This is a genomic window from Pseudomonas sp. E6002, assembly GCF_013385565.1.
Taxonomy (GTDB): domain Bacteria; phylum Pseudomonadota; class Gammaproteobacteria; order Pseudomonadales; family Pseudomonadaceae; genus Aquipseudomonas.
In genome coordinates this window covers 1-19,808 of the sequence record NZ_JACAPT010000018.1, presented here as the reverse complement: position 1 = coordinate 19,808, position 19,808 = coordinate 1, and the positions used below count along the sequence as shown (strand labels likewise).

Annotated in this window: 19 protein-coding genes and 1 riboswitch; of the genes, 14 read left to right on the top strand and 5 right to left on the bottom strand. The window is 61.6% G+C overall.

The window, feature by feature from the left end:
- Positions 1-47: 47 nt before the first annotated feature.
- The 3 genes from relA (at position 48) to HX815_RS15415 (ending at position 3,849) form a co-directional block, all read left to right on the top strand.
- Positions 48-2,291 carry a GTP diphosphokinase gene (gene relA / locus HX815_RS15425; protein WP_008438176.1) on the top strand — a complete coding sequence of 748 codons (2,244 nt, stop codon included), beginning with the start codon at positions 48-50 and terminating at the stop codon, positions 2,289-2,291.
- 153 nt (positions 2,292-2,444) lie between these two features.
- Positions 2,445-3,278 carry a nucleoside triphosphate pyrophosphohydrolase gene (mazG, locus tag HX815_RS15420; RefSeq protein WP_008438185.1) on the top strand — a complete coding sequence of 278 codons (834 nt, stop codon included), beginning with the start codon at positions 2,445-2,447 and terminating at the stop codon, positions 3,276-3,278.
- 25 nt (positions 3,279-3,303) lie between these two features.
- Complete coding sequence (locus HX815_RS15415; protein WP_003210740.1) at positions 3,304-3,849, top strand: DUF2058 domain-containing protein; 546 nt, start codon at positions 3,304-3,306, stop codon at positions 3,847-3,849.
- A 224-nt stretch (positions 3,850-4,073) separates the two neighbouring features.
- On the opposite strand, the gene HX815_RS15410 is transcribed toward HX815_RS15415, so the two are convergent.
- The 4 genes from HX815_RS15410 to purM form a co-directional block, all read right to left on the bottom strand.
- A complete protein-coding gene (locus HX815_RS15410; protein ID WP_003210741.1) occupies positions 4,074-4,262 on the bottom strand; it encodes a hypothetical protein in 189 nt (62 codons plus the stop codon).
- 253 nt (positions 4,263-4,515) lie between these two features.
- Complete coding sequence (locus HX815_RS15405; RefSeq protein ID WP_003210742.1) at positions 4,516-5,229, bottom strand: DUF3108 domain-containing protein; 714 nt, start codon at positions 5,227-5,229, stop codon at positions 4,516-4,518.
- An 8-nt stretch (positions 5,230-5,237) separates the two neighbouring features.
- Positions 5,238-5,888, bottom strand: a complete 651-nt coding sequence (gene purN / locus HX815_RS15400) for a phosphoribosylglycinamide formyltransferase (protein WP_087694819.1) — start codon at positions 5,886-5,888, stop codon at positions 5,238-5,240.
- Positions 5,888-6,946, bottom strand: coding sequence for a phosphoribosylformylglycinamidine cyclo-ligase (purM, locus tag HX815_RS15395; RefSeq protein WP_008438191.1), 1,059 nt, complete (start codon positions 6,944-6,946; stop codon positions 5,888-5,890). Before purM ends, purN begins: the two co-directional genes overlap by 1 nt.
- Positions 6,947-7,305: 359 nt before the next feature.
- Between purM and HX815_RS15390 the strand changes: the two genes are divergently transcribed.
- The 5 genes from HX815_RS15390 to HX815_RS15370 all read left to right on the top strand — a co-directional run bounded on the left by HX815_RS15390 (position 7,306) and on the right by HX815_RS15370 (position 11,925).
- Positions 7,306-8,346 (top strand): DUF2066 domain-containing protein, encoded by a 1,041-nt coding sequence (locus HX815_RS15390; protein ID WP_177028529.1) that lies wholly within the window; start codon positions 7,306-7,308, stop codon positions 8,344-8,346.
- A 53-nt stretch (positions 8,347-8,399) separates the two neighbouring features.
- Complete coding sequence (locus HX815_RS15385) at positions 8,400-9,473, top strand: AI-2E family transporter (RefSeq protein ID WP_003210746.1); 1,074 nt, start codon at positions 8,400-8,402, stop codon at positions 9,471-9,473.
- Positions 9,474-9,690: 217 nt separating this feature from the next.
- Positions 9,691-10,395, top strand: a complete 705-nt coding sequence (gene hda, locus HX815_RS15380) for a DnaA regulatory inactivator Hda (protein WP_003210747.1) — start codon at positions 9,691-9,693, stop codon at positions 10,393-10,395.
- 213 nt (positions 10,396-10,608) lie between these two features.
- Positions 10,609-11,238: a C40 family peptidase gene (locus HX815_RS15375; RefSeq protein WP_003210748.1), complete on the top strand. Its 630-nt coding sequence runs from the start codon at positions 10,609-10,611 to the stop codon at positions 11,236-11,238.
- Between the two features lie 144 nt (positions 11,239-11,382).
- A complete protein-coding gene (locus HX815_RS15370; protein ID WP_003210749.1) occupies positions 11,383-11,925 on the top strand; it encodes a C40 family peptidase in 543 nt (180 codons plus the stop codon).
- 133 nt (positions 11,926-12,058) lie between these two features.
- On the opposite strand, the gene HX815_RS15365 is transcribed toward HX815_RS15370, so the two are convergent.
- Entirely contained in the window at positions 12,059-13,372 is a 1,314-nt protein-coding gene (locus tag HX815_RS15365) for a sorbosone dehydrogenase family protein (RefSeq protein ID WP_003210750.1), read from the bottom strand.
- Between the two features lie 99 nt (positions 13,373-13,471).
- A riboswitch (cobalamin riboswitch) is annotated at positions 13,472-13,709 on the top strand.
- Between the two features lie 79 nt (positions 13,710-13,788).
- Between HX815_RS15365 and cobO the strand changes: the two genes are divergently transcribed.
- The 6 genes from cobO to HX815_RS15335 are packed head-to-tail and all read left to right on the top strand — an operon-like array spanning position 13,789 to position 19,770.
- A complete protein-coding gene (gene cobO, locus HX815_RS15360; RefSeq protein WP_177028528.1) occupies positions 13,789-14,400 on the top strand; it encodes a cob(I)yrinic acid a,c-diamide adenosyltransferase in 612 nt (203 codons plus the stop codon).
- Positions 14,397-15,788, top strand: coding sequence for a cobyrinate a,c-diamide synthase (locus HX815_RS15355; RefSeq protein ID WP_087694821.1), 1,392 nt, complete (start codon positions 14,397-14,399; stop codon positions 15,786-15,788). The genes cobO and HX815_RS15355 overlap by 4 nt, the downstream gene beginning before the upstream one ends.
- On the top strand, positions 15,785-16,435 hold the full coding sequence (gene bluB / locus HX815_RS15350) for a 5,6-dimethylbenzimidazole synthase (RefSeq protein WP_003210753.1): 651 nt from the start codon (positions 15,785-15,787) through the stop codon (positions 16,433-16,435). The genes HX815_RS15355 and bluB overlap by 4 nt, the downstream gene beginning before the upstream one ends.
- The gene (gene cbiB / locus HX815_RS15345; protein ID WP_177028527.1) at positions 16,432-17,340 is read left to right on the top strand and encodes an adenosylcobinamide-phosphate synthase CbiB; all 909 of its coding nucleotides are present in this window, start codon (positions 16,432-16,434) and stop codon (positions 17,338-17,340) included. Before bluB ends, cbiB begins: the two co-directional genes overlap by 4 nt.
- A complete protein-coding gene (gene cobD / locus HX815_RS15340) occupies positions 17,333-18,322 on the top strand; it encodes a threonine-phosphate decarboxylase CobD (RefSeq protein ID WP_177028526.1) in 990 nt (329 codons plus the stop codon). Before cbiB ends, cobD begins: the two co-directional genes overlap by 8 nt.
- A complete protein-coding gene (locus tag HX815_RS15335; protein WP_177028525.1) occupies positions 18,319-19,770 on the top strand; it encodes a cobyric acid synthase in 1,452 nt (483 codons plus the stop codon). Before cobD ends, HX815_RS15335 begins: the two co-directional genes overlap by 4 nt.
- The last annotated feature ends 38 nt before the right edge of the window (positions 19,771-19,808 follow it).

The window sequence follows — 19,808 nt, the reverse complement described above, 5'->3', positions numbered from 1 at the left end:
GATGATTTTGACGCACTAAAAGGTGCGTCGTAGGGAAGGTAAGCAAGATGGTACAGGTGAGAGCACACCAGCCGATCAACACCGACGGCAGTATCAATCTCGAGGCATGGCTGGATCATGCCATCAGTGTCGACCCGGCACTGGACCGTGAAGCCTTGAAAGCAGCCTGCGAGTTCGCTCGTGAGTCTGAACAGCAAGACAATGCGGCGAAGAACCTGTGGGCCGAAGGCACTTCAAGCTTTCGCACCGGGTTGGAAATCGCCGAGATCCTCGCCGATCTCAAGCTCGATCAGGATTCGCTGATCGCGGCGGTGCTGTATCGCGGCGTGCGCGAAGGGCACATTCAGCTGCCCACCATCAGCCAGCGTTTCGGCACCGTGGTGGCCAAGCTGATCGACGGCGTGCTGCGCATGGCGGCGATCAGTGCCAGCCTCAGCCCGCGCCAGTCGATGGTGCTGGGCACCCAGGGCCAGGTGGAAAACCTGCGCAAGATGCTGGTGGCGATGGTCGACGACGTGCGCGTCGCCTTGATCAAGCTGGCCGAGCGTACCTGCGCGATTCGGGCGGTGAAAACCGCCGACGACGAAAAGCGCAACCGCGTCGCCCGCGAGGTGTTCGACATCTACGCGCCGCTCGCCCACCGCCTGGGCATCGGCCATATCAAGTGGGAACTGGAGGACTTGTCCTTCCGTTACCTCGAACCCGATCAATACAAACAGATTGCCACGCTGCTCCATGAGCGGCGGCTGGACCGTGAGCGCTTTATCGCCGACGTGATGAGCCAGTTACGCACGGAATTGCAGGCCACCGGCGTTGAAGCCGACATCAGCGGCCGGGCCAAACACATCTATTCCATCTGGCGCAAAATGCAGCGCAAGGGCCTGGCCTTCAGCCAGATCTACGACGTGCGCGCCGTGCGTGTGCTGGTGCCGGAAATGCGCGACTGCTACACCGCGCTGGGTATCGTGCACACGCTGTGGCGGCACATCCCCAAGGAATTCGACGACTACATCGCCAACCCCAAGGAAAACGGTTACCGCTCATTGCACACGGCAGTGATCGGCCCCGAGGGCAAGGTGCTGGAAGTACAGATCCGCACCCACGCGATGCACGAAGAGGCGGAGCTGGGCGTATGCGCTCACTGGCGCTACAAGGGCACCGACGTCAAGGCCGGGTCGAACCAGTACGAAGAGAAAATCTCCTGGTTGCGCCAGGTGCTGGAGTGGCACGAAGAGCTGGGCGACATCGGCGGTTTGGCCGACCAGCTGCGGGTAGATATCGAACCTGACCGGGTCTACATCTTCACCCCCGACGGCCACGCGATCGACCTGCCCAAGGGCGCCACACCGCTGGATTTTGCGTACCGGGTGCACACCGAGATCGGCCACAACTGCCGTGGCGCCAAGATCAACGGGCGCATCGTGCCGCTCAACTACAGCCTGCAGACCGGTGAACAGGTCGAGATCATTACCAGCAAGCACGGTACGCCGAGCCGCGACTGGCTGAACCCGAACCTGGGCTACATCACCACGTCCAGGGCGCGGGCGAAGATCGTCCACTGGTTCAAATTGCAGGCGCGCGACCAGAACGTCGCCGCCGGCAAGACCTTGCTCGAGCGCGAATTGGCACGCCTGGGCCTGCCGCAGGTGGACTTCGACAAGCTGGCCGAAAAGGCCAACATGAAGATCGCCGAAGACATGTTCGCCGCCCTCGGTGCCGGCGATCTGCGCCTGGCGCAGTTGGTCAACCTGGCCCAGCAACTGGTTGAGCCGGAGCGGGGCAGCGAGCAGCTGGAACTGATTCCACGCAAGGCCACCGGCTACAAGCCGGGCAAGCGCGGCGATATCCAGATCCAGGGCGTCGGCAACCTGATGACGCAAATGGCCGGCTGCTGCCAGCCATTGCCGGGCGACGCCATCGTCGGTTACATCACTCAGGGCCGCGGGGTGAGCATTCACCGCCAGGACTGTGCCTCGGTGTTGCAACTGGGCGGGCGCGAGCCGGAGCGGATCATCCAGGTCAGTTGGGGCCCGGTGCCGGTGTTGACCTATCCGGTGGACATCATCATTCGTGCCTACGACCGTTCCGGGCTGCTGCGTGATGTGTCGCAGGTGCTGCTCAATGAGCGGATCAACGTGCTGGCGGTCAACACCCGCTCGAACAAAGAGGACAACACGGCGCTGATGTCCCTGACCATCGAGATTCCGGGGCTGGACGCGTTGGGTCGGTTACTGGGGCGTATTTCCCAGTTGCCGAACATTATTGAGACCCGGCGTAATCGCACGCCATGAGTAGCTGGATGAGCGCGGACTGAACTGTGGGAGCGGGCTTGCTCGCGAAGGCGATGTGTCTGTCAAATATCAGGCAACTGACACGACGCCTTCGCGAGCAAGCCCGCTCCCACATTTGATCCTCAGCGTTCCCACTTCTGCGGAAAGAGACTGATGTATTCACTTGAAGACCTGCTGCACCTGATGAACCGCCTGCGCGACCCGCAATACGGTTGCCCGTGGGACATCAAGCAAACCTACGCCACCATCGTCCCCCACACCCTGGAAGAAGCCTACGAAGTCGCCGATGCGATCGAGCGCGGGGATTTTGATCACCTGCAAGGTGAGCTGGGCGACCTGTTGTTCCAGGTGGTGTATTACAGCCAGCTGGCGCGGGAAGAAGGGCGCTTCGAATTCGCTGGGGTGATCGACAGCATTACCCGCAAGTTGATTCGCCGTCACCCGCATGTGTTTCCCACGGGAGACTTGTACGCGCCGCTGGATATTCCGCAGCTGAGCGAAGAGCAGGTCAAGCAGCGTTGGGAAGAAATAAAGGCCGAGGAGCGTGCGGAAAAGTCCGACGTCCCACAGCAGTTATCCCTGCTGGATGATGTGCCCACGGCCTTGCCGGCGCTTTCCCGCGCCGCCAAATTGCAAAAGCGTGCCGGGCAGGTGGGTTTCGACTGGCCGGCCGCGTTGCCCGTGGTGGATAACGTGCGCGAAGAGCTGGATGAAGTGCTCGAAGCCATGGCCGATAACGACCCGGCAGCCATCGCCGATGAAGTAGGTGACCTGCTGTTTGCGGCGGTCAACCTGGCCCGTCACCTCCAGGTCGACCCGGAAGCAGCCTTGCGTTTAGCCAACGCTAAATTCGAACGACGTTTCCGATTTATCGAACAGGCATTGCGCGAGACCCACCGTCCCATAGAAGATTGCACCCTCGAAGAGTTGGACGCCCTGTGGGGCGAAGCCAAACGCCAGGAAAAAAATCTGTCCAGCTGCGGCTGAGCCGTTGCCCAAGTGAGTAAGCACCATGAGCATTTCCCTTCGCGACCAGTTGCTCAAAGCAGGTCTGGTCAACCAAAAGCAGGCCAAGCAGGTCGGCAAAGAGAAACAGAAACAGCAGCGCCTGGTGCATAAAGGCCAGGCCGAAGCGGACGACAGCCAGGCGCGCCTGGCCATCCAGGCGCATGCCGAAAAGGTCAAGCGCGACCAGGAGCTGAACCGTCAGCAGCAGGAAAAAGCCGAGGCTAAGGCCCGCGTTGCGCAGGTCAAGCAATTGATCGAAACCTCGCGCCTGCCCAAGCTGACCACCGAGGACTACTACAACTTCGTGGATGACAAGAAGGTCAAGCGCCTGTCGGTCAACACGCTGATGCGTAACAAGCTGAGCAACGGCTCCCTGGCGATCGTGCATCACGGTGGCGGTTACGAGGTGATCCCGCGCGAAGCCGCGCTGAAGATCCAGGAGCGGGCGCCAGAGCGCATCGTCCAGATGAACGTCCTGACCGAAAGCCAGGTGCCGGATGAGGATGATCCGTACGCCGCCTACCAGATCCCTGATGACCTGATGTGGTAATGCGTTAGAAACTCCATTGTGGCAAGGGAGCTTATTGTGGTGAGTGAGCTTGTTGTGGCGAGGCAGCTCGCTGTGGCGAGGGAGCTTGCTCCCGCTGGGGCGCGAAGCGCCCCCAAAATCCCAAACCCAAACCCAAATAAACACAAACCCCGCTCAAAAGGCGGGGTTTGTGTTTATAGACACTCCAGCTGCGTGGGGCTGGTTATCTACAGGATTTCAGAGTTTCAGGAGCTTTGCGCCTGGCGTTTCATCTCAAGGGTCTCGAGCTCGTTTTTATAATTATGAGCTTCGGCCTCGTCGTGAAACATGCCGACCAGCAGGTCTTGCTGGTGTACATCCCAGATGTGAATCCCGTGGGCTACTGCTTCATGGGACATATGTTCATCGTCGCGTTCAGTTACTTTTACAGTCATCTGCTTGCTCCAATCTCTGGTTGATCTGCGGCAAGGCGTCGCAGGCCTTTGTTATATGATTTGTTAGCTTGCTAAGTAAATAACCAGGAATTGCAACACACCTTTACAGAAACTGGAGTAATCCCGCGAGCCCACGGAAACCGCGACATTGCGTCGCAGGGCGCTGAGTTTTATGACAAAAGTTTCATGTTGGCGTCAGGCGACAGGCGAAAAAAAGCCCCGCGTACGCGAGGCTCTTTCATTGCGCAGAGGATCAGCTGCCTTTGACAGCCTTGCCGTCAACGGTACCGTCTTGCAGCATGATGTTGTATTCCTTGCCGTCAGTCTCGACCTGGCGCAGGGCAACCAGGATGCCGCCCCAGTCCTTGGCAAACCACATTTGGGTAATGCGCTTGCTTTGAGTCGGGTCACGCACGCGCTCGACCTTGATCGCATCGATGGAGCCGGCTTTGGTCTGGACCTTTTCCGGGCCGATCACGCGGAAGTCGTAGGTATCGACATCAGTGCCTTCGACGACGTTGTAGCTCATGCTTTTCTTGCCGGCTGCCACATCGCGCTGCAATGCCAACTGGTAGGTCGACTTGTCGAGCATGCCGCTTTGAAGGGCCACGTTGACCGGGTCCTTGTTTTCAAAGCCGGTGACTTTCTTGGCCGTCTGATCGAAGTCGAGGTTGATCTTCTTCGTCTTGCCCAGGCCACCGCGTTCGAAGGTGTAGCTCACCGGTTGCAGGGCGTCTTTGTCGAAGCGGATCACGCTGGTTTCAGTCAGGCTGGCGATCATCATGGAAGCCTTGAAATTCAAGGTCCAGCTGCCGTTGTCATTCTTGGTCAGGCTGCGTTCTGCCGAACCACTCATGGGCAACTGTTTCCAGTCGGCGGTGTAGCTGGCGGAGAAAGGGTGAAGGTCTGCCGCTTGCACGGCAGGCAAGGCGAACAGCGCAAAAGCGAAGAGCAGGGCGCGACGCATAAAGTCTCCTAGGTTCGAATCAAGTGGCCGCTGGCCGCAAGTAACTGACCGTCCAATAATGCACCGTGGTCGCCAAGAATCAACCGTCCCTCAGCGAACCAGCGAACAGCCAGCGGGTAAATCCTGTGTTCCTGGGCGTGAACCCGTTGCGCAAGCGTCTGCGCAGAGTCCGCAGACTCTACCGGAACTACTGCCTGTACGACCAGAGGCCCGCCATCGAGTTCCTCGGTGACAAAGTGCACGCTGCAGCCGTGCTCGGTGTCGCCGGCCTCCAGGGCACGCTGGTGGGTGTGTAACCCTTTGTATTTTGGCAGCAGGGACGGGTGGATATTCAGCAGACGCCCGTTGTAGTGACGCACGAAGTCAGCGCTGAGAATGCGCATGAAGCCGGCCAGTACCACGAGTTTGGGGTTGAAGGCGTCGATCAGTTCGATCAAGGCGCTGTCGAAGGCCTCGCGGCCTTCAAAAGCCTTGTGATCCAGGGAGCGGGTGTCGATACCTGCGTCCCTGGCGCGTTGCAGGCCGTAGGCGTCGCTGCGGTTGGAAATCACCGCAGCGATGCGCACCGGGCTGTCGCCGGCGCGCGTGCTGTCGATCAGGGCCTGCAAGTTACTGCCGGTGCCGGAGAGCAGCACCACGACATCACAGGTTGCAGGCATCAGTGCGCCTTAAGGTTCTTCAGTTCAACCTGAGCCGCGCCTTCAGGGGCGGTAGCGATCTGGCCGATGACCCAAGGCTGTTCGCCGGCTTCACGCAATACGTTCAGCGCGCTTTCAACGTGCTCTTGAGCCACGCAGATGACCATGCCCACGCCGCAGTTCAGCACGCGGTGCATCTCGGTTTCGTTGACGTTGCCTTTCTCTTGCAGCCAGTCGAAGACTGCCGGGCGCTGCCAGCTGGCCACGTCGACAATCGCCTGGGCGCCTTTAGGCAGTACGCGCGGGATGTTGTCCAGCAGGCCGCCACCGGTGATGTGGGCCATGGCCTTGACCGCGCCGGTGTCCTTGATCAGCTTGAGCAACGGCTTCACGTAAATGCGGGTCGGGGCCATCAGCAGGTCGGTCAAGGGCTTGCCGTCGAGCTGGATGGTTTCGATGTCGGCGCCGGACACTTCGATGATCTTGCGGATCAGCGAGTAGCCGTTGGAGTGCGGGCCGGACGATGGTAGGGCCAGCAGGGCGTCACCGGCAGCCACCTTGGAACCGTCGATGATTTCGGATTTTTCGACAACGCCGACGCAGAAACCGGCCAGGTCGTAGTCTTCGCCTTCGTACATGCCTGGCATTTCAGCGGTTTCGCCGCCGACCAGGGAGCAGCCGGACAGTTCGCAGCCAGCGCCAATGCCGGTGACCACCTGGGTAGCGGTCTCGACGTTGAGCTTGCCGGTGGCGTAGTAGTCAAGGAAGAACAGCGGCTCGGCGCCGCACACCACCAGGTCGTTCACGCACATGGCAACCAGGTCGATGCCGATGCTGTCGTGCTTGTTCAGGTTCAGCGCCAGGCGCAGCTTGGTGCCCACACCGTCGGTGCCGGAGACCAATACAGGCTGCTTGTAGCCGGCCGGGATCTCGCAGAGGGCGCCAAAACCGCCCAGGCCGCCCATGACTTCGGGGCGCGCAGTGCGCTTGGCGACGCTCTTGATGCGTTCGACCAATGCTTCACCGGCGTCGATGTCTACACCGGCGTCCTTGTAGCTCAGGGAGGGTTGCTTGCTCATGATCCAGGCCTTTAGGGGGGATTCAGGGGTAACGACCGAATGCGGCGGGTGTACCGAAACCTGAAGTTTCAGCACGGCCTGCCATTGACGGTCTGCGAAGGCGCGCGATTTTATCAGGCTTGAGGGGCAGCGGCCATCCTCGGGCCGACGGGCAGGGGCAATAGCTGTTAAAAAAATCGCTAATCGAGTCGGTCACAGGCCCTATTAAGGTATAGCCTTTAACTCGCTATCGTTATGACAGTACAAAAACTTGCCGAGACCCTGTGAATGTTTTGCCGGTCGCTGTGGTCACAGCCTTGCTCAACAGTGTTCACGCGGTCTGTTCCAACCGCTTATTTGCCGTTCGGGAATCTTCTTTCATGGGTCTGAGTAAATATTTTTTTGTGGGCTGCTTGTCGTTGGTCAGCCTGGCGAGTCATGCCGAAACCCTCAATGGTCTCTATCAAGTGCTGGAGCCGGTCAGCAGTCAGTCTCCCCAGGAGCGCGACCAGGCGACCCAGCGTGCCCTGCAAACCCTGGTGATCCGCCTGACCGGCGACGCCAAGGCCGCCGATGGCCCGGGCCTGGCGGCGATCCGCAAAGACCCGCAACAAATCATCAGTCAGTATGGCTACGACGCCGGCCCGCCGGAAAGCCTGCAGGTGGATTTCGACCCGGTCAGCACCGACCGCGCGTTGCGTGGCGCGGGCCTGGCGCTGTGGGGCAGCAATCGGCCATCGATCCTCGGTTGGTGGCTGAACGACTCCGTGGAAGGCAGCAGCCTGGTCGGTGATGGCCAGGCCGTCGCCCAGCCGCTGCGCCGCGCGGCCCAGCACCGTGGTTTGCCGCTGCGTCTGCCATTGGGTGACCTGGACGAACAGATCGTCGCCACCGCCCCGAATCTTGAAAGCCCTGACGCCACACCGCTGCGCGCCGCGTCCGAGCGTTATGGGGCCGATGCCTTGCTGGCGGTGCATGCTCGCGAAGATGGCGGCCAATGGTCGGCCAAATGGCGCCTGTGGCTGGGGGATAAAAGCGAGCAGGGCACCGCCACCGGTACTGATACTGCCGCATTGGCTGACGCCGTGCTGCTGGCCGTCAGCGAACGCCTGGCACCACGCTTTGCGGTCAAGGCCGGCGCTGCCACCAGTGATCAGTTGCTGGAAGTGCAGGGCATGAATCTCGAGCATTACGCCGCCCTCGGCCATCTGCTGGAACCGTTCGGTGCCCAGCCAGTGCGCGTGGACGGCACTCGCATCGTTTATCGGGTGAATGGCAGCGCCGAGCAGCTGCGCACCCAGTTGAGCCTGGCCAAGTTGCAGGAAATCCCGGCAGGTGAATCTCCGGCTCCGCAGCCGGTGGTAGAAGGCGCGCAACCGGCACCGGTCGAGCCGACGCCGCAGCTACGTTTTCATTGGTAAGTGTTCTTCCTTCTTATATAGAAGCAGGAAGCAAATAACAGAGGGAGTGGTTTATGGCGGATACGCGTCGTTGGGTGTGGCTTGGCGGGATTGTCCTGCTGTGCGTTTTTGTGTTCCTGCTGCATTCGATCCTGACGCCGTTCCTGGTCGCGTTACTGCTGGCCTACCTGTTCGATCCGGTGGTGGATCGCCTGGAAAAGATCGGCCTGTCACGTACCTGGGGCGTGGTGGCGGTGTTTGCGTTGTTCACCTTGATCATCACGGCGCTGGTCCTGGTGCTGGTGCCGATGTTGGCCAAGCAGCTGTTCAAGCTCTATGAGCTGGCGCCGCAGATGCTCGACTGGCTGCAACACACGGCCATGCCGTGGGCGCAGGCCAAGCTGGGGCTGGCAGACGGCTTCTGGAAGTTCGACAAGGTCAAGGCGGCCATCAGCGAGCACATGGGCCAGACCACCGACATTGTCGGCGTGGTGCTGAGCCAGGCGACGGCGTCGAGCCTGGCGCTGATTGGCTGGCTGACCAACCTGGTGCTGATCCCGGTCGTGGCGTTCTACCTGCTGCGGGACTGGGACATCATGATGGCCAAGATCCGCGGCCTGCTGCCGCGCGACCGTGAGGAGCGCATTGTCTCCCTGGCCGAGGAGTGTCATGAGGTGCTCGGCGCCTTCGTCCGTGGCCAGTTGCTGGTGATGCTGGCGCTGGGGATCATCTACGCGGCGGGGTTGATGGCGATCGGCCTGGAACTGGGGCTGTTGATCGGCCTGATCGCCGGCCTGGCAGCCATCGTGCCTTATATGGGCTTCGTGATTGGTATCGGTGCGGCGCTGGTGGCCGGGTTGTTCCAGTTCCACGGCGACCTGTACCCGATGCTCGGGATTGTCGCGGTGTTCATGGTCGGCCAGGCCCTGGAAGGCATGGTGCTGACGCCATTGCTGGTGGGCGACCGGATCGGCCTGCACCCGGTGGCGGTGATCTTTGCGATCCTGGCGGGCGGCGAGCTGTTCGGCTTTACCGGCATCCTGCTGGCGCTGCCGGTGGCGGCGGTGATCATGGTGCTGGTGCGCCATGTGCACGACTTGTACAAGGACTCGGACATGTACGCCGGAACCGACGAACCGGAGTTATAACCGCAGCATCACAAACCCGGCTCAAGGCCGGGTTTGTCATTTATCGGCTCTGGCGTTTCGCCATTGCGTCAAACATTCCTCACCAAATCCAGCAAGTTAACGCAAACCTTTGATTTTGCTTGTGGTCTGCTGCATTGTGCGCCCGGCGTCACGGGTATAAACTTTGCAAACTTTACACAGAGGTCACTAACGGTTCGATTGGAACCGTTCAGTCAGCATGAAACCGATTCAGCTGCCCCTAGGTGTGCGTCTGCGTGACGACGCCACCTTTATCAATTACTACCCAGGCGCCAATGCCGCTGCACTCGGCTATGTCGAGCGGCTCTGCGAAGCCGACGCCGGGTGGACCGAAAGCTTGATCTACCTCTGGGGCAAGCACGGCGTGGGGCGTACCCACTTGTTACAGGCCGCTTGCCTGCGCTTCGAACAGATGGGTGAACCGGCGGTGTACCTGCCGCTGGCGGAGCTGCTGGACCGCGGTATCGAGATCCTCGACAACCTTGAACAATACGAACTGGTCTGCCTGGACGATTTGCAGGCAGTGGCGGGGCGGGCAGATTGGGAAGAGGCACTGTTCCATCTGTTCAACCGCTTGCGTGACAGCGGCCGGCGCTTGTTGATTGCCGCCTCCACCTCGCCACGTGAGCTGCCGGTGAAGCTGGCGGACTTGAAGTCGCGGCTGACCCTGGCGCTGATTTTCCAGATGCGCCCGTTGTCCGACGAAGACAAACTGCGGGCCCTGCAACTGCGTGCTTCGCGCCGCGGGTTGCACCTGACCGATGAAGTCGGGCATTTTATTCTCACTCGCGGTACACGCAGCATGAGCGCACTGTTCGACTTGCTCGAACAGCTCGACCAGGCTTCCTTGCAAGCCCAGCGCAAGCTGACTATTCCCTTCCTCAAAGAAACCCTGGGCTGGTAGCCAGCCCTTTAAAACCGGGGCTTTCGGCAAATTACAGGCGCCAGAAAACCTGCGTTTGGGCCGTTTTGGCCACGCAAATGGCTGGCATAGGGTGTTAAGGGCTTAGATGTCATAGTCCAAACAAGAAGTCACATAGATCACGATTGAATTTGCAAATCGATGTGATAGAAGGCATAGTCTCGGCTTCTTTACACATCAGCCACGGTCGTGCCCATGCTAAATCGCTTCGCACCCCTCGTGCCTCTCGCACTCGTTACCCTGTTGTTTGGTTGCGCCACCCACACTCAAAACGTGGCTGAGCAGCAAAAACCAGTACAGCAGTCCCAGGCAAAATTCGTTGCGTCGCAGTCTTCCACTGTTTATCAGGAAGAGATCGCAACTGAAAAAGAACTCGCCGACTTCGCCGGCGCCAAGCCTTACCAGCTTCCCGTTCTGGCCGACAGCATTCTCGAACGCGGCATGTCCCTGATCGGTACCCGTTACCGTTTCGGCGGTACCTCTGAAGCCGGTTTCGACTGCAGCGGTTTCATCGGCTACCTGTTCCGCGAGGAAGCCGGCATGAATCTGCCGCGTTCCACCCGCGAAATGATCAACGTGGATGCACCGTTGGTCGCGCGGAACAACCTCAAGCCCGGTGATCTGCTTTTCTTTAGTACGGCTGGCCGTGGTCGTGTCAGCCACGCCGGTATCTACCTGGGCGACAACCAGTTTATCCACTCCAGCAGCCGCCGCAGCGGTGGTGTGCGAGTCGACAACCTGGGTGATAGCTACTGGAGCAAAACCTTCATCGAAGCCAAGCGCGCCCTGGCGATGGCCCCGACTACCGTTACCGCCAGCAAGTAAAGTTAAAGTGATACTTGAAGTTTGACGTGTAAGCACTAGAATCCCTGGACATTGTTGTAAATTGATCGCGCGAGCTTTGCTTGCGCGTTCTGTTTTTCAACGTTCGGCAGCGAAAGCCGCATCCAGATCAGGATTGTTCTGCCCATGTCGACCTCGGCCCGCCTAATTCTTCTCGTTTGCGCCGCGCTGCTCAGCGCCTGCGCAAGCCGTCCACCGCCTGCTCCCGTGGCCGTCAAGCCCAAGCCGGTGTTCAACACCTATGCCACCCAAAGTTTCTCGCCTGCGGCCGAAGACGTGCTTTTTCGTGCGCTGGGCCTGGTCGGCACGCCTTATCGCTGGGGCGGCAATACGCCGGACTCGGGGTTTGATTGCAGTGGCTTGATCGGTTTCGTCTACCGTGACGCGGCGGGCATCTCCTTGCCACGTACCACTCGCGAGCTGATCGTGATGCGCGCCCAGGACGTGAGCGAAAACAACCTGCAGACCGGTGACCTGATCTTCTTCGCCACGGGTGGCGGCTCGCAGGTCAGCCACGCCGGGATCTACGTGGGAGAAGGGCGCTTTGTGCATGCGCCGCAAACCGGCGGTACGGTGAAGCTGGACACGCTGTCCAAAGCCTATTGGCAAAACGCCTACCTGAGCGCCAAGCGTGTGTTGCCAGCCGAGCACCTGGCACGAAACCCCTAGGAAAACACGAAACCAAATGTGGGAGCGGGCTTGCTCGCGAATGCGGTGGATCAGTCGACAACAAGCTGACTGACACACTGCATTCGCGAGCAAGCCCGCTCCCACATTTGTTTTGCGGTGTTTGCGAAGCTGGCTATTTAGCCGCCGACACTCGCCACACCTTGTTCCCCACGTCATCCGCCACCAGCAAATCCCCCTGCTTGTCGATCACCACGCCGACCGGGCGGCCCATGGCTTTCTCGTCGCTGTCGAGGAACCCGGTCAGCACATCCACCGGCTGGCCTTTGGGTTTGCCGCCTTCAAACGGCACGAAGATCACCTTGTAGCCACTGTGTGGCTTGCGGTTCCACGAACCATGCTGGCCGATAAACGCGCCATTGCTGAATTGCGCCGGTAGCTTGCTGCCCTCGGCAAAGGTCAGTCCCAAGGAGGCTGTGTGCGGGCCTACCGCGTAGTCCGGGGCAATCGCCTTGGCTACCAGTTCCGGGTTCTGCGGACTCACCCGCACATCCACGTGCTGGCCGTAATAACTGAAGGGCCAGCCATAGAACGCGCCATCCTTGACCGAGGTGATGTAGTCCGGCACCAGGTCGCTGCCGATTTCATCGCGCTCATTGACCGCCGTCCACAGCTTGCCGCTTTGCGGTTCCCAAGCCATGCCGTTGGGGTTGCGCAGGCCGGAGGCGAAGATGCGGTGCTGGCCGGTAGCACGGTCCACTTCCCAGATCGCGGCGCGGCCTTGTTCGGCTTCCAGGCCGTTTTCCGCGACGTTGCTGTTGGAGCCCACGCTGACGTACAACTTGCTGCCGTCCTGGCTGGCGACCACGTTCTTGGTCCAGTGATGGTTGATGCTGCCGCCCGGCAAGTCGGTCACCGTGGTGCCGGCTTCCTTGATCGAGGTTTCGCCTGGCTGATAGGGGAAGCGCAGCAGCTTGTCCGAATCGGCCACATACAGGTCGCTGCCCACCAGTGTCATGCCGAACGGCGAGTTCAGGTTCTCCAGGAACACCGTGCGGGTTTCGGCTATGCCGTCGTGGTCGGCGTCCCGCAGCAGGGTGATGCGGTTGGGGCTCGGCACGGCGGCCCCGGCGCGGCCCATGACTTTCTCCATCACCCAGCCACGAATACCCTTGGAATCGTCCGGCTTGGGTGGCGCATTGGTTTCTGCCACCAGCACATCGCCATTGGGCAGCACATACAGCCAGCGCGGATGGTCCAGGCCTTCGGCAAACGCCGCTACTTGAGTGCCTGCCGCCGCCGTTGGCTTGGTGCCTTCGGGCCAGCCGATGGCCGGGGCGATATTCACCGTGGGGATCAGGGTTTTATTCGGTTCCGGCAGTTTGGGCGAGGGCCCGGTGCCGTCGGACACTTGCAGGGTAGAGCTTTCGCCGCAGGCGGCGAGGGTGCCGGCGAGCATGATCAGTAGGGCAAGTCGGGTCTTGTGCATGGTTTTCTCCTTAATACCTGTAGCGGTAGAGGCACGCAGCGGCCCGATGGTTCACGCGCATGTCCGGCTTTAATTGACGCTCCACCCCCAACCCACTAACCTTCGCGGCTTGTTTCAGGTGCTCTGTGGCGTACGCGCCGACTGAGTGAAACAGGGAAGCCGGTGAGTGAGCGCATTTTTCTACAGTGCTGCCACGATCCCGGCGCTGCCCCCGCAACGGTAAATGAGTCAAGACGGTGCCTTAAGCCACTGTATCGCCCGCGATATGGGAAGGCGCACCTTCGGCATCCAATGCCACTCATGAGCCCGGAGACCGGCCTGATCCATCCAACAGCATCACGGTGGGCGATGCTTGGCTGTCTGTATGTGTCTTTTTCCTGCCCGCCGTTTTTGTCCAGCCCCAACGGAGAGCTGCCATGACTGAATCCCCCGATCGTGACGAACGCCACCTGGCGCGCATGCTGCGCAAAAAAGCCGTGATTGACGAGCGCATTGCCAATTCACCGAACGAGTGCGGGTTGCTGCTGGTGCTTACCGGCAATGGCAAAGGTAAGAGCAGCTCGGCCTTTGGCATGCTGGCCCGGGCCATGGGCCACGGCATGCAGTGTGGCGTGGTGCAGTTCATCAAGGGCCGCAACAGCACTGGCGAAGAACTGTTCTTCCGCCGTTTCCCCGAGCAGGTGCGCTTCCACGTGATGGGCGAAGGTTTTACCTGGGAAACCCAGGACCGCGCCCGCGACATCGTGGCCGCCGAAGCCGCCTGGGTGGTCTCCCGGGAAATGCTGCAGAACCCGGCCATCGGCCTGGTGGTGCTGGATGAACTGAACATCGCCCTCAAGCACGGCTACCTCGACCTGGACCAGGTACTCAGCGACCTGCAGGCCCGCCCGCCGATGCAACACGTGCTGGTTACCGGCCGTGGCGCGAAACCCGAATTGATCGAAATGGCCGACACCGTAACTGAAATGGGCATGCTCAAGCATGCGTTCCAGGCGGGTATCAAGGCGCAGAAAGGCATCGAACTTTGAATCAGCCCCGTCACTGTCCTGCTGTGCTGATCGCCGCACCGGCGTCCGGCCAGGGCAAAACCACCGTCACCGCCGCGCTCGCCCGTTTGCACCGCAACCTGGGGCGCAAGGTGCGAGTGTTCAAATGCGGCCCGGACTTTCTCGACCCGATGATCCACGAGCGCGCCAGTGGTGCGCCGGTCTATCAATTGGACATGTGGATGGTCGGCGAGCAGGAAAGTCGCCGATTGCTGTGGGAAGCGGCGGGGGAAGCCGACCTGATCCTGATCGAAGGCGTGATGGGCCTGTTCGACGGCACGCCGTCCAGCGCCGACCTGGCGCGGCATTTTGGCGTGCCGGTACTGGCGGTCATCGATGGCACGGCCATGGCCCAGACGTTCGGTGCCCTGGCATTGGGCTTGGCGCGTTACCAGGCGGACCTGCCGTTTGCCGGCGTGCTGGCCAACCGCGTCGGCACGCTGCGCCATGCGCAACTGCTTGAAGGCAGCCTGACCGAAGGCCTGCGTTGGTACGGCGCACTGTCCCGGGAAACCGGGATCGAATTGCCCAGCCGCCACCTTGGCCTGGTGCAGGCCAGCGAATTGAACGACCTCGACCTGCGCCTCGACGCCGCCGCCCAGGCCCTGGGCAGCAGCTGTGAGGTAGCGCTGCCACCGCCGGTGGAATTCGCTGCGCCCGAGGTAATCGAGGCCCAACCGTTGCTGGCCGGCGTGCGCATCGCCGTGGCCCGCGACGAAGCCTTCGCGTTTACCTACGGCGCCAGCCTCGACCTGTTGCGAGCGATGGGCGCCGAGCTGCGCTTCTTTTCGCCGATTCGTGACCGTGCATTGCCCGAAGCTGACAGCCTCTACCTGCCCGGCGGTTATCCGGAATTGCATCACCAGGCGCTGTCGGAAAATACCGCGATGCTCGACGCCATCCGCGCCCACCACGCTGCTGGCAAGCCACTGCTGGCCGAATGCGGCGGCATGCTCTATCTGCTGGACTCGCTCACTGATGTCGACGGCACCCGTGCCGAACTGGTCGGCCTGCTCCAGGGCGACGCCGTGATGCAAAAGCGTCTGGCGGCACTGGCCCTGCAAAACGTCGAACTGCCCGAAGGCCTCTTGCGCGGTCACACCTACCATCACTCGCTGACCAGCACCGAGTGGCAGCCGATTGCCCGGGGCCTGAGCCCGAATGGCGGGCGCGGTGCCGAGGCGGTTTATCGTCAGGGCCGGATGACGGCTTCCTACGTGCACTTTTATTTCCCGTCCAACCCGATGGCGGTGGCTGCCTTGTTTGCGCCAAGCCTTGAGACCGCCATCGCAGGCAAGCCCGCTCCCACAGTTGACCGAGTTGAAACGCAATCTACTGTGGGAGCGGGCTTGCCCGCGATGAGGCCATGACTGACAACGCCTTTCCGGAAGCCGACCGCGAAGCCGTCTACCGCGCTATCGCCGAACGCCGCGACATGCGGCACTTCAGCGGTGGCAGCGTGGCGCCGCAATTGCTCCATCGCCTGCTGCAAGCCGCGCACCAGGCGCCGAGCGTCGGCTTGATGCAGCCCTGGCGTTTTATCCGCATCAGCGACCGCAACCTGCGCGGCCAGATCCAGCAGCTAGTGGAAGAAGAACGCGTACGCACCGCCGAGGCTCTCGGCGAGCGCTCCGACCAGTTCATGAAGCTCAAGGTCGAAGGCATCAACGATTGCGCCGAAGTGCTGGTGGCTGCCTTGATGGACGACCGCGAGCGGCATATCTTCGGGCGCCGCACCTTGCCGGAAATGGACATGGCATCGTTGTCCTGCGCGATTCAGAATCTATGGCTGGCGGCTCGTGTCGAAGGGCTGGGCATGGGCTGGGTCTCGCTGTTCGAGCCCCAGGCTCTGGCCGATCTGCTGGGCCTGCCGCCCGGTGCCAAGCCGTTGGCCGTGTTGTGCCTGGGCCCGGTGGCCGAGTTCTACCCGGCACCGATGTTGCAGCTCGAAGGCTGGACCGAACCACGGCCGCTGAGTGACATGTTGTACGAGAATGTTTGGGGAGTGAGTCAATGAGTGTGGCCTTGCTGAGTGTCGCTGCCGTGGCGCTGGATGCGCTGCTGGGCGAGCCCAGGCGCTGGCATCCGCTGGTGGCGTTCGGCAATTTTGCCGGGCGCATCGAGCAACGATTCAACTCCGGCGGTCGGGGCTGGCGCAGCCATGGCGTCACCGCCTGGGTGATCGCGGTGGTGCCGCTGACCCTGCTGGCCACGGCGCTGTCGTGGGCGCCCTACATCGGCTGGGTCCTGGAAATCCTCGCATTGTATTGCGCCCTCGGCATGCGTAGCCTCGGCGAGCACGTGCTGCCGGTAGCGCAAGCATTGCGCAGCGATGAACTGGACGAGGCACGCAAACGCGTCAGCTACCTGGTCAGTCGCCAGACCAGCGAGCTGGACCGCACTGAAGTTGCCCGTGCGGCCACCGAATCGGTGCTGGAAAACGGCAGCGATGCGATATTTGCTGCGCTGTTCTGGTTTGTGGTCGCTGGCGTGCCCGGCGTGGTGCTCTATCGTCTGAGCAACACCCTGGACGCTATGTGGGGCTATCGCAATGAGCGCTTTGAACGTTTTGGCTGGGCCGCGGCGAAGATTGACGACGTGCTCAACTACATTCCCGCACGCCTGGTGGCGTTGACCTACGCGCTGCTGGGCAAAACCCGCCTGGCCCTCAAATGCTGGCGCACCCAGGGCCCGACCTGGGACAGCCCCAACGCCGGCCCGGTGATGGCTGCGGGTGCCGGTGCCCTTGGCGTGGAGTTGGGCGGTGCAGCGATTTATCACGGCGAGCTGCACCAGCGCCCGCCACTGGGCGAAGGCCCGCCGGCGGATGCGGATTCCATCGAGCGTGGCTGGCAACTGGTGCAACGCGGCGTGTGGCTGTGGTTGCTGATCCTGTGTGTGGGGGCTGAGTTTTATGCTTGAGCACGGTGGCCGCTTGCGCAAGGCGGCGATGCAGTACGGCATTCCAGAAGCAGACTGGCTGGACCTGTCCAGCGGCCTGGCGCCGTGGCCGTTCCCGATTCCGGACATCCCTCTGCGGGCCTGGGCGCGCCTGCCTGAAAACGACGACGGCCTGGAGCAGGCTGCCTGTGAATATTACGGCACGCCCCATGTATTGCCGGTGGCCGGCTCCCAGGCCGCGATCCAGTTATTGCCGCGCCTGCGCCGGGCCGGCAAGGTCGGTGTGCTGTCGCCGTGTTACGCCGAACACGCTGAAGCCTGGCGTCGCGCCGGCTACATCGTGCGCGAAGTGCTGGAGCAGGAAGTCGACTTCTTCCTCGACAGCCTCGACGTGCTGGTGGTGGTCAACCCCAACAACCCCACCGGCCTGAGCCTGACGCCGCAACGCCTGCTGGACTGGCATGCTCGCCTGGCCCAACGCGGCGGCTGGCTGGTGGTGGATGAAGCCTTCATGGACATCACCCCGCAACTGAGCCTGGCGGGCCAGGCCCATCAAGTCGGCCTGATCGTGCTGCGCTCGTTCGGCAAATTCTTCGGCCTGGCCGGAGTGCGGCTGGGGTTCGTGCTGGCCGAGCGCAAGCTGCTCAAGCTGCTCGCCGAACAGGTGGGGCCGTGGGCCGTCAGCGGGCCGACGCGGGTGCTTGGGCAAGTATGCCTGCGCGATACCGCCGGCCATGCGCAACAGCGGCTGCGTTGCGAATCGGCCAGCCAGCGCCTGTTTGATGTGCTTGAACGCCACGACTTGCGGCCCCAGGGCGGCTGCGCGTTGTTCCAGTGGATGATCACGGACCGGGCTGAGCAGCTGCATGAATTCATGGCCCAGCGCGGCATTCTGCTGCGCTTGTTTGTCGACAACAGCAGCCTGCGTTTCGGCCTGCCGGATACCGAGGCCGACTGGTTACGGCTGGAACAGGCGCTGAGCGCCTACAGGGAAGCCTCATGAGTACCTTGATGGTGCAGGGCACCACCTCTGACGCCGGCAAAAGCACGCTGGTGACCGCACTCTGCCGCTGGCTGGTGCGCCAGGGCATCCCGGTGGTGCCCTTCAAGCCGCAGAACATGGCGCTCAACAGCGCCGTGACTGCCGAAGGCGGCGAGATCGGCCGGGCCCAGGCGGTGCAGGCCCAGGCCGCGAACCTGGCGCCCCATACCGACATGAACCCGGTATTGCTCAAGCCTAACAGTGACACGGGCTCCCAGGTGATTATCCATGGGCGCGCCGTGACCACCATGAATGCGGTGGCCTATCACGATTACAAAGCCATCGCGATGCAGGCGGTGCTTGCCTCCCATGCGCGCTTGAGTGCGGCGTATCCGGTGGTGATGGTCGAGGGTGCGGGTTCACCGGCCGAGATCAACCTGCGGGCGAATGATATTGCCAACATGGGCTTTGCCGAGGCAGTGGACTGCCCGGTACTGCTGATTGCCGACATCAATCGTGGCGGGGTGTTTGCGCACCTGGTGGGTACGCTGGAATTGTTGTCGCCGACCGAACAGGCGCGGGTCAAAGGCTTCATCATCAACCGGTTTCGCGGGGATATTGCGCTGTTGCAGCCGGGGCTGGATTGGCTGGAAGCGCGCACGGGCAAGCCGGTGGTGGGGGTGTTGCCGTATGTGATGGATTTGCACCTAGAGGCCGAGGACGGCATCGACCAGCGCCAGATCGACAAGGCGGCGCAGGTGCTCAAGGTGGTGGTGCCGGTGTTGCCGCGGATCAGTAATCACACGGATTTTGATCCGTTGCGCTTGCACCCGCAGGTGGATTTGCAGTTTGTGGGGCCGGGGCAGGCGATTCCTTCGGCGGACCTGATTATTTTGCCGGGCTCGAAGAGTGTGCGCAGTGATTTGGCGTATTTGCGGGCCAACGGGTGGGACACGGCCGTGGCGCGGCACTTGCGGTATGGCGGGAAGGTGCTGGGGATTTGTGGTGGGTTGCAGATGCTCGGGGAGCAGGTGCATGACCCGCTGGGTTTGGAAGGGCCTTGTGGTTCTAGCGCTGGGCTGGGGTTGTTGGCGTTCAGTACGACCCTGGAGGAGGAGAAGCAGCTGCGTAACGTGCGGGGGCGGTTGTTGCTGGAGGAGGCCGAGGTGAGTGGGTATGAGATCCACGCGGGTGTAACCAGTGGCGCTGGCTTGGTGCGGGCTGCGGTGCAGTTGGACGATGGGCGCCTGGATGGGGCTCAGAGTGAGGATGGGCAGATCCTTGGGACCTATTTGCATGGATTGTTTGAGGCTCCGGCGGCCTGTAGTGCTTTGTTGCGTTGGGCCGGGTTGGAAGATGTGCAAGAGGTGGATTATCACGGGTTGCGGGAGCGGGATATTGAGCGGTTGGCGGATCTGGTAGAGCGGCATTTGGATACTGGGTTACTGCGTTCGTTGTGTGGGGTTTGAGTTGTTTGTAATGGACCGTGTACATATCCGTTGCTGCG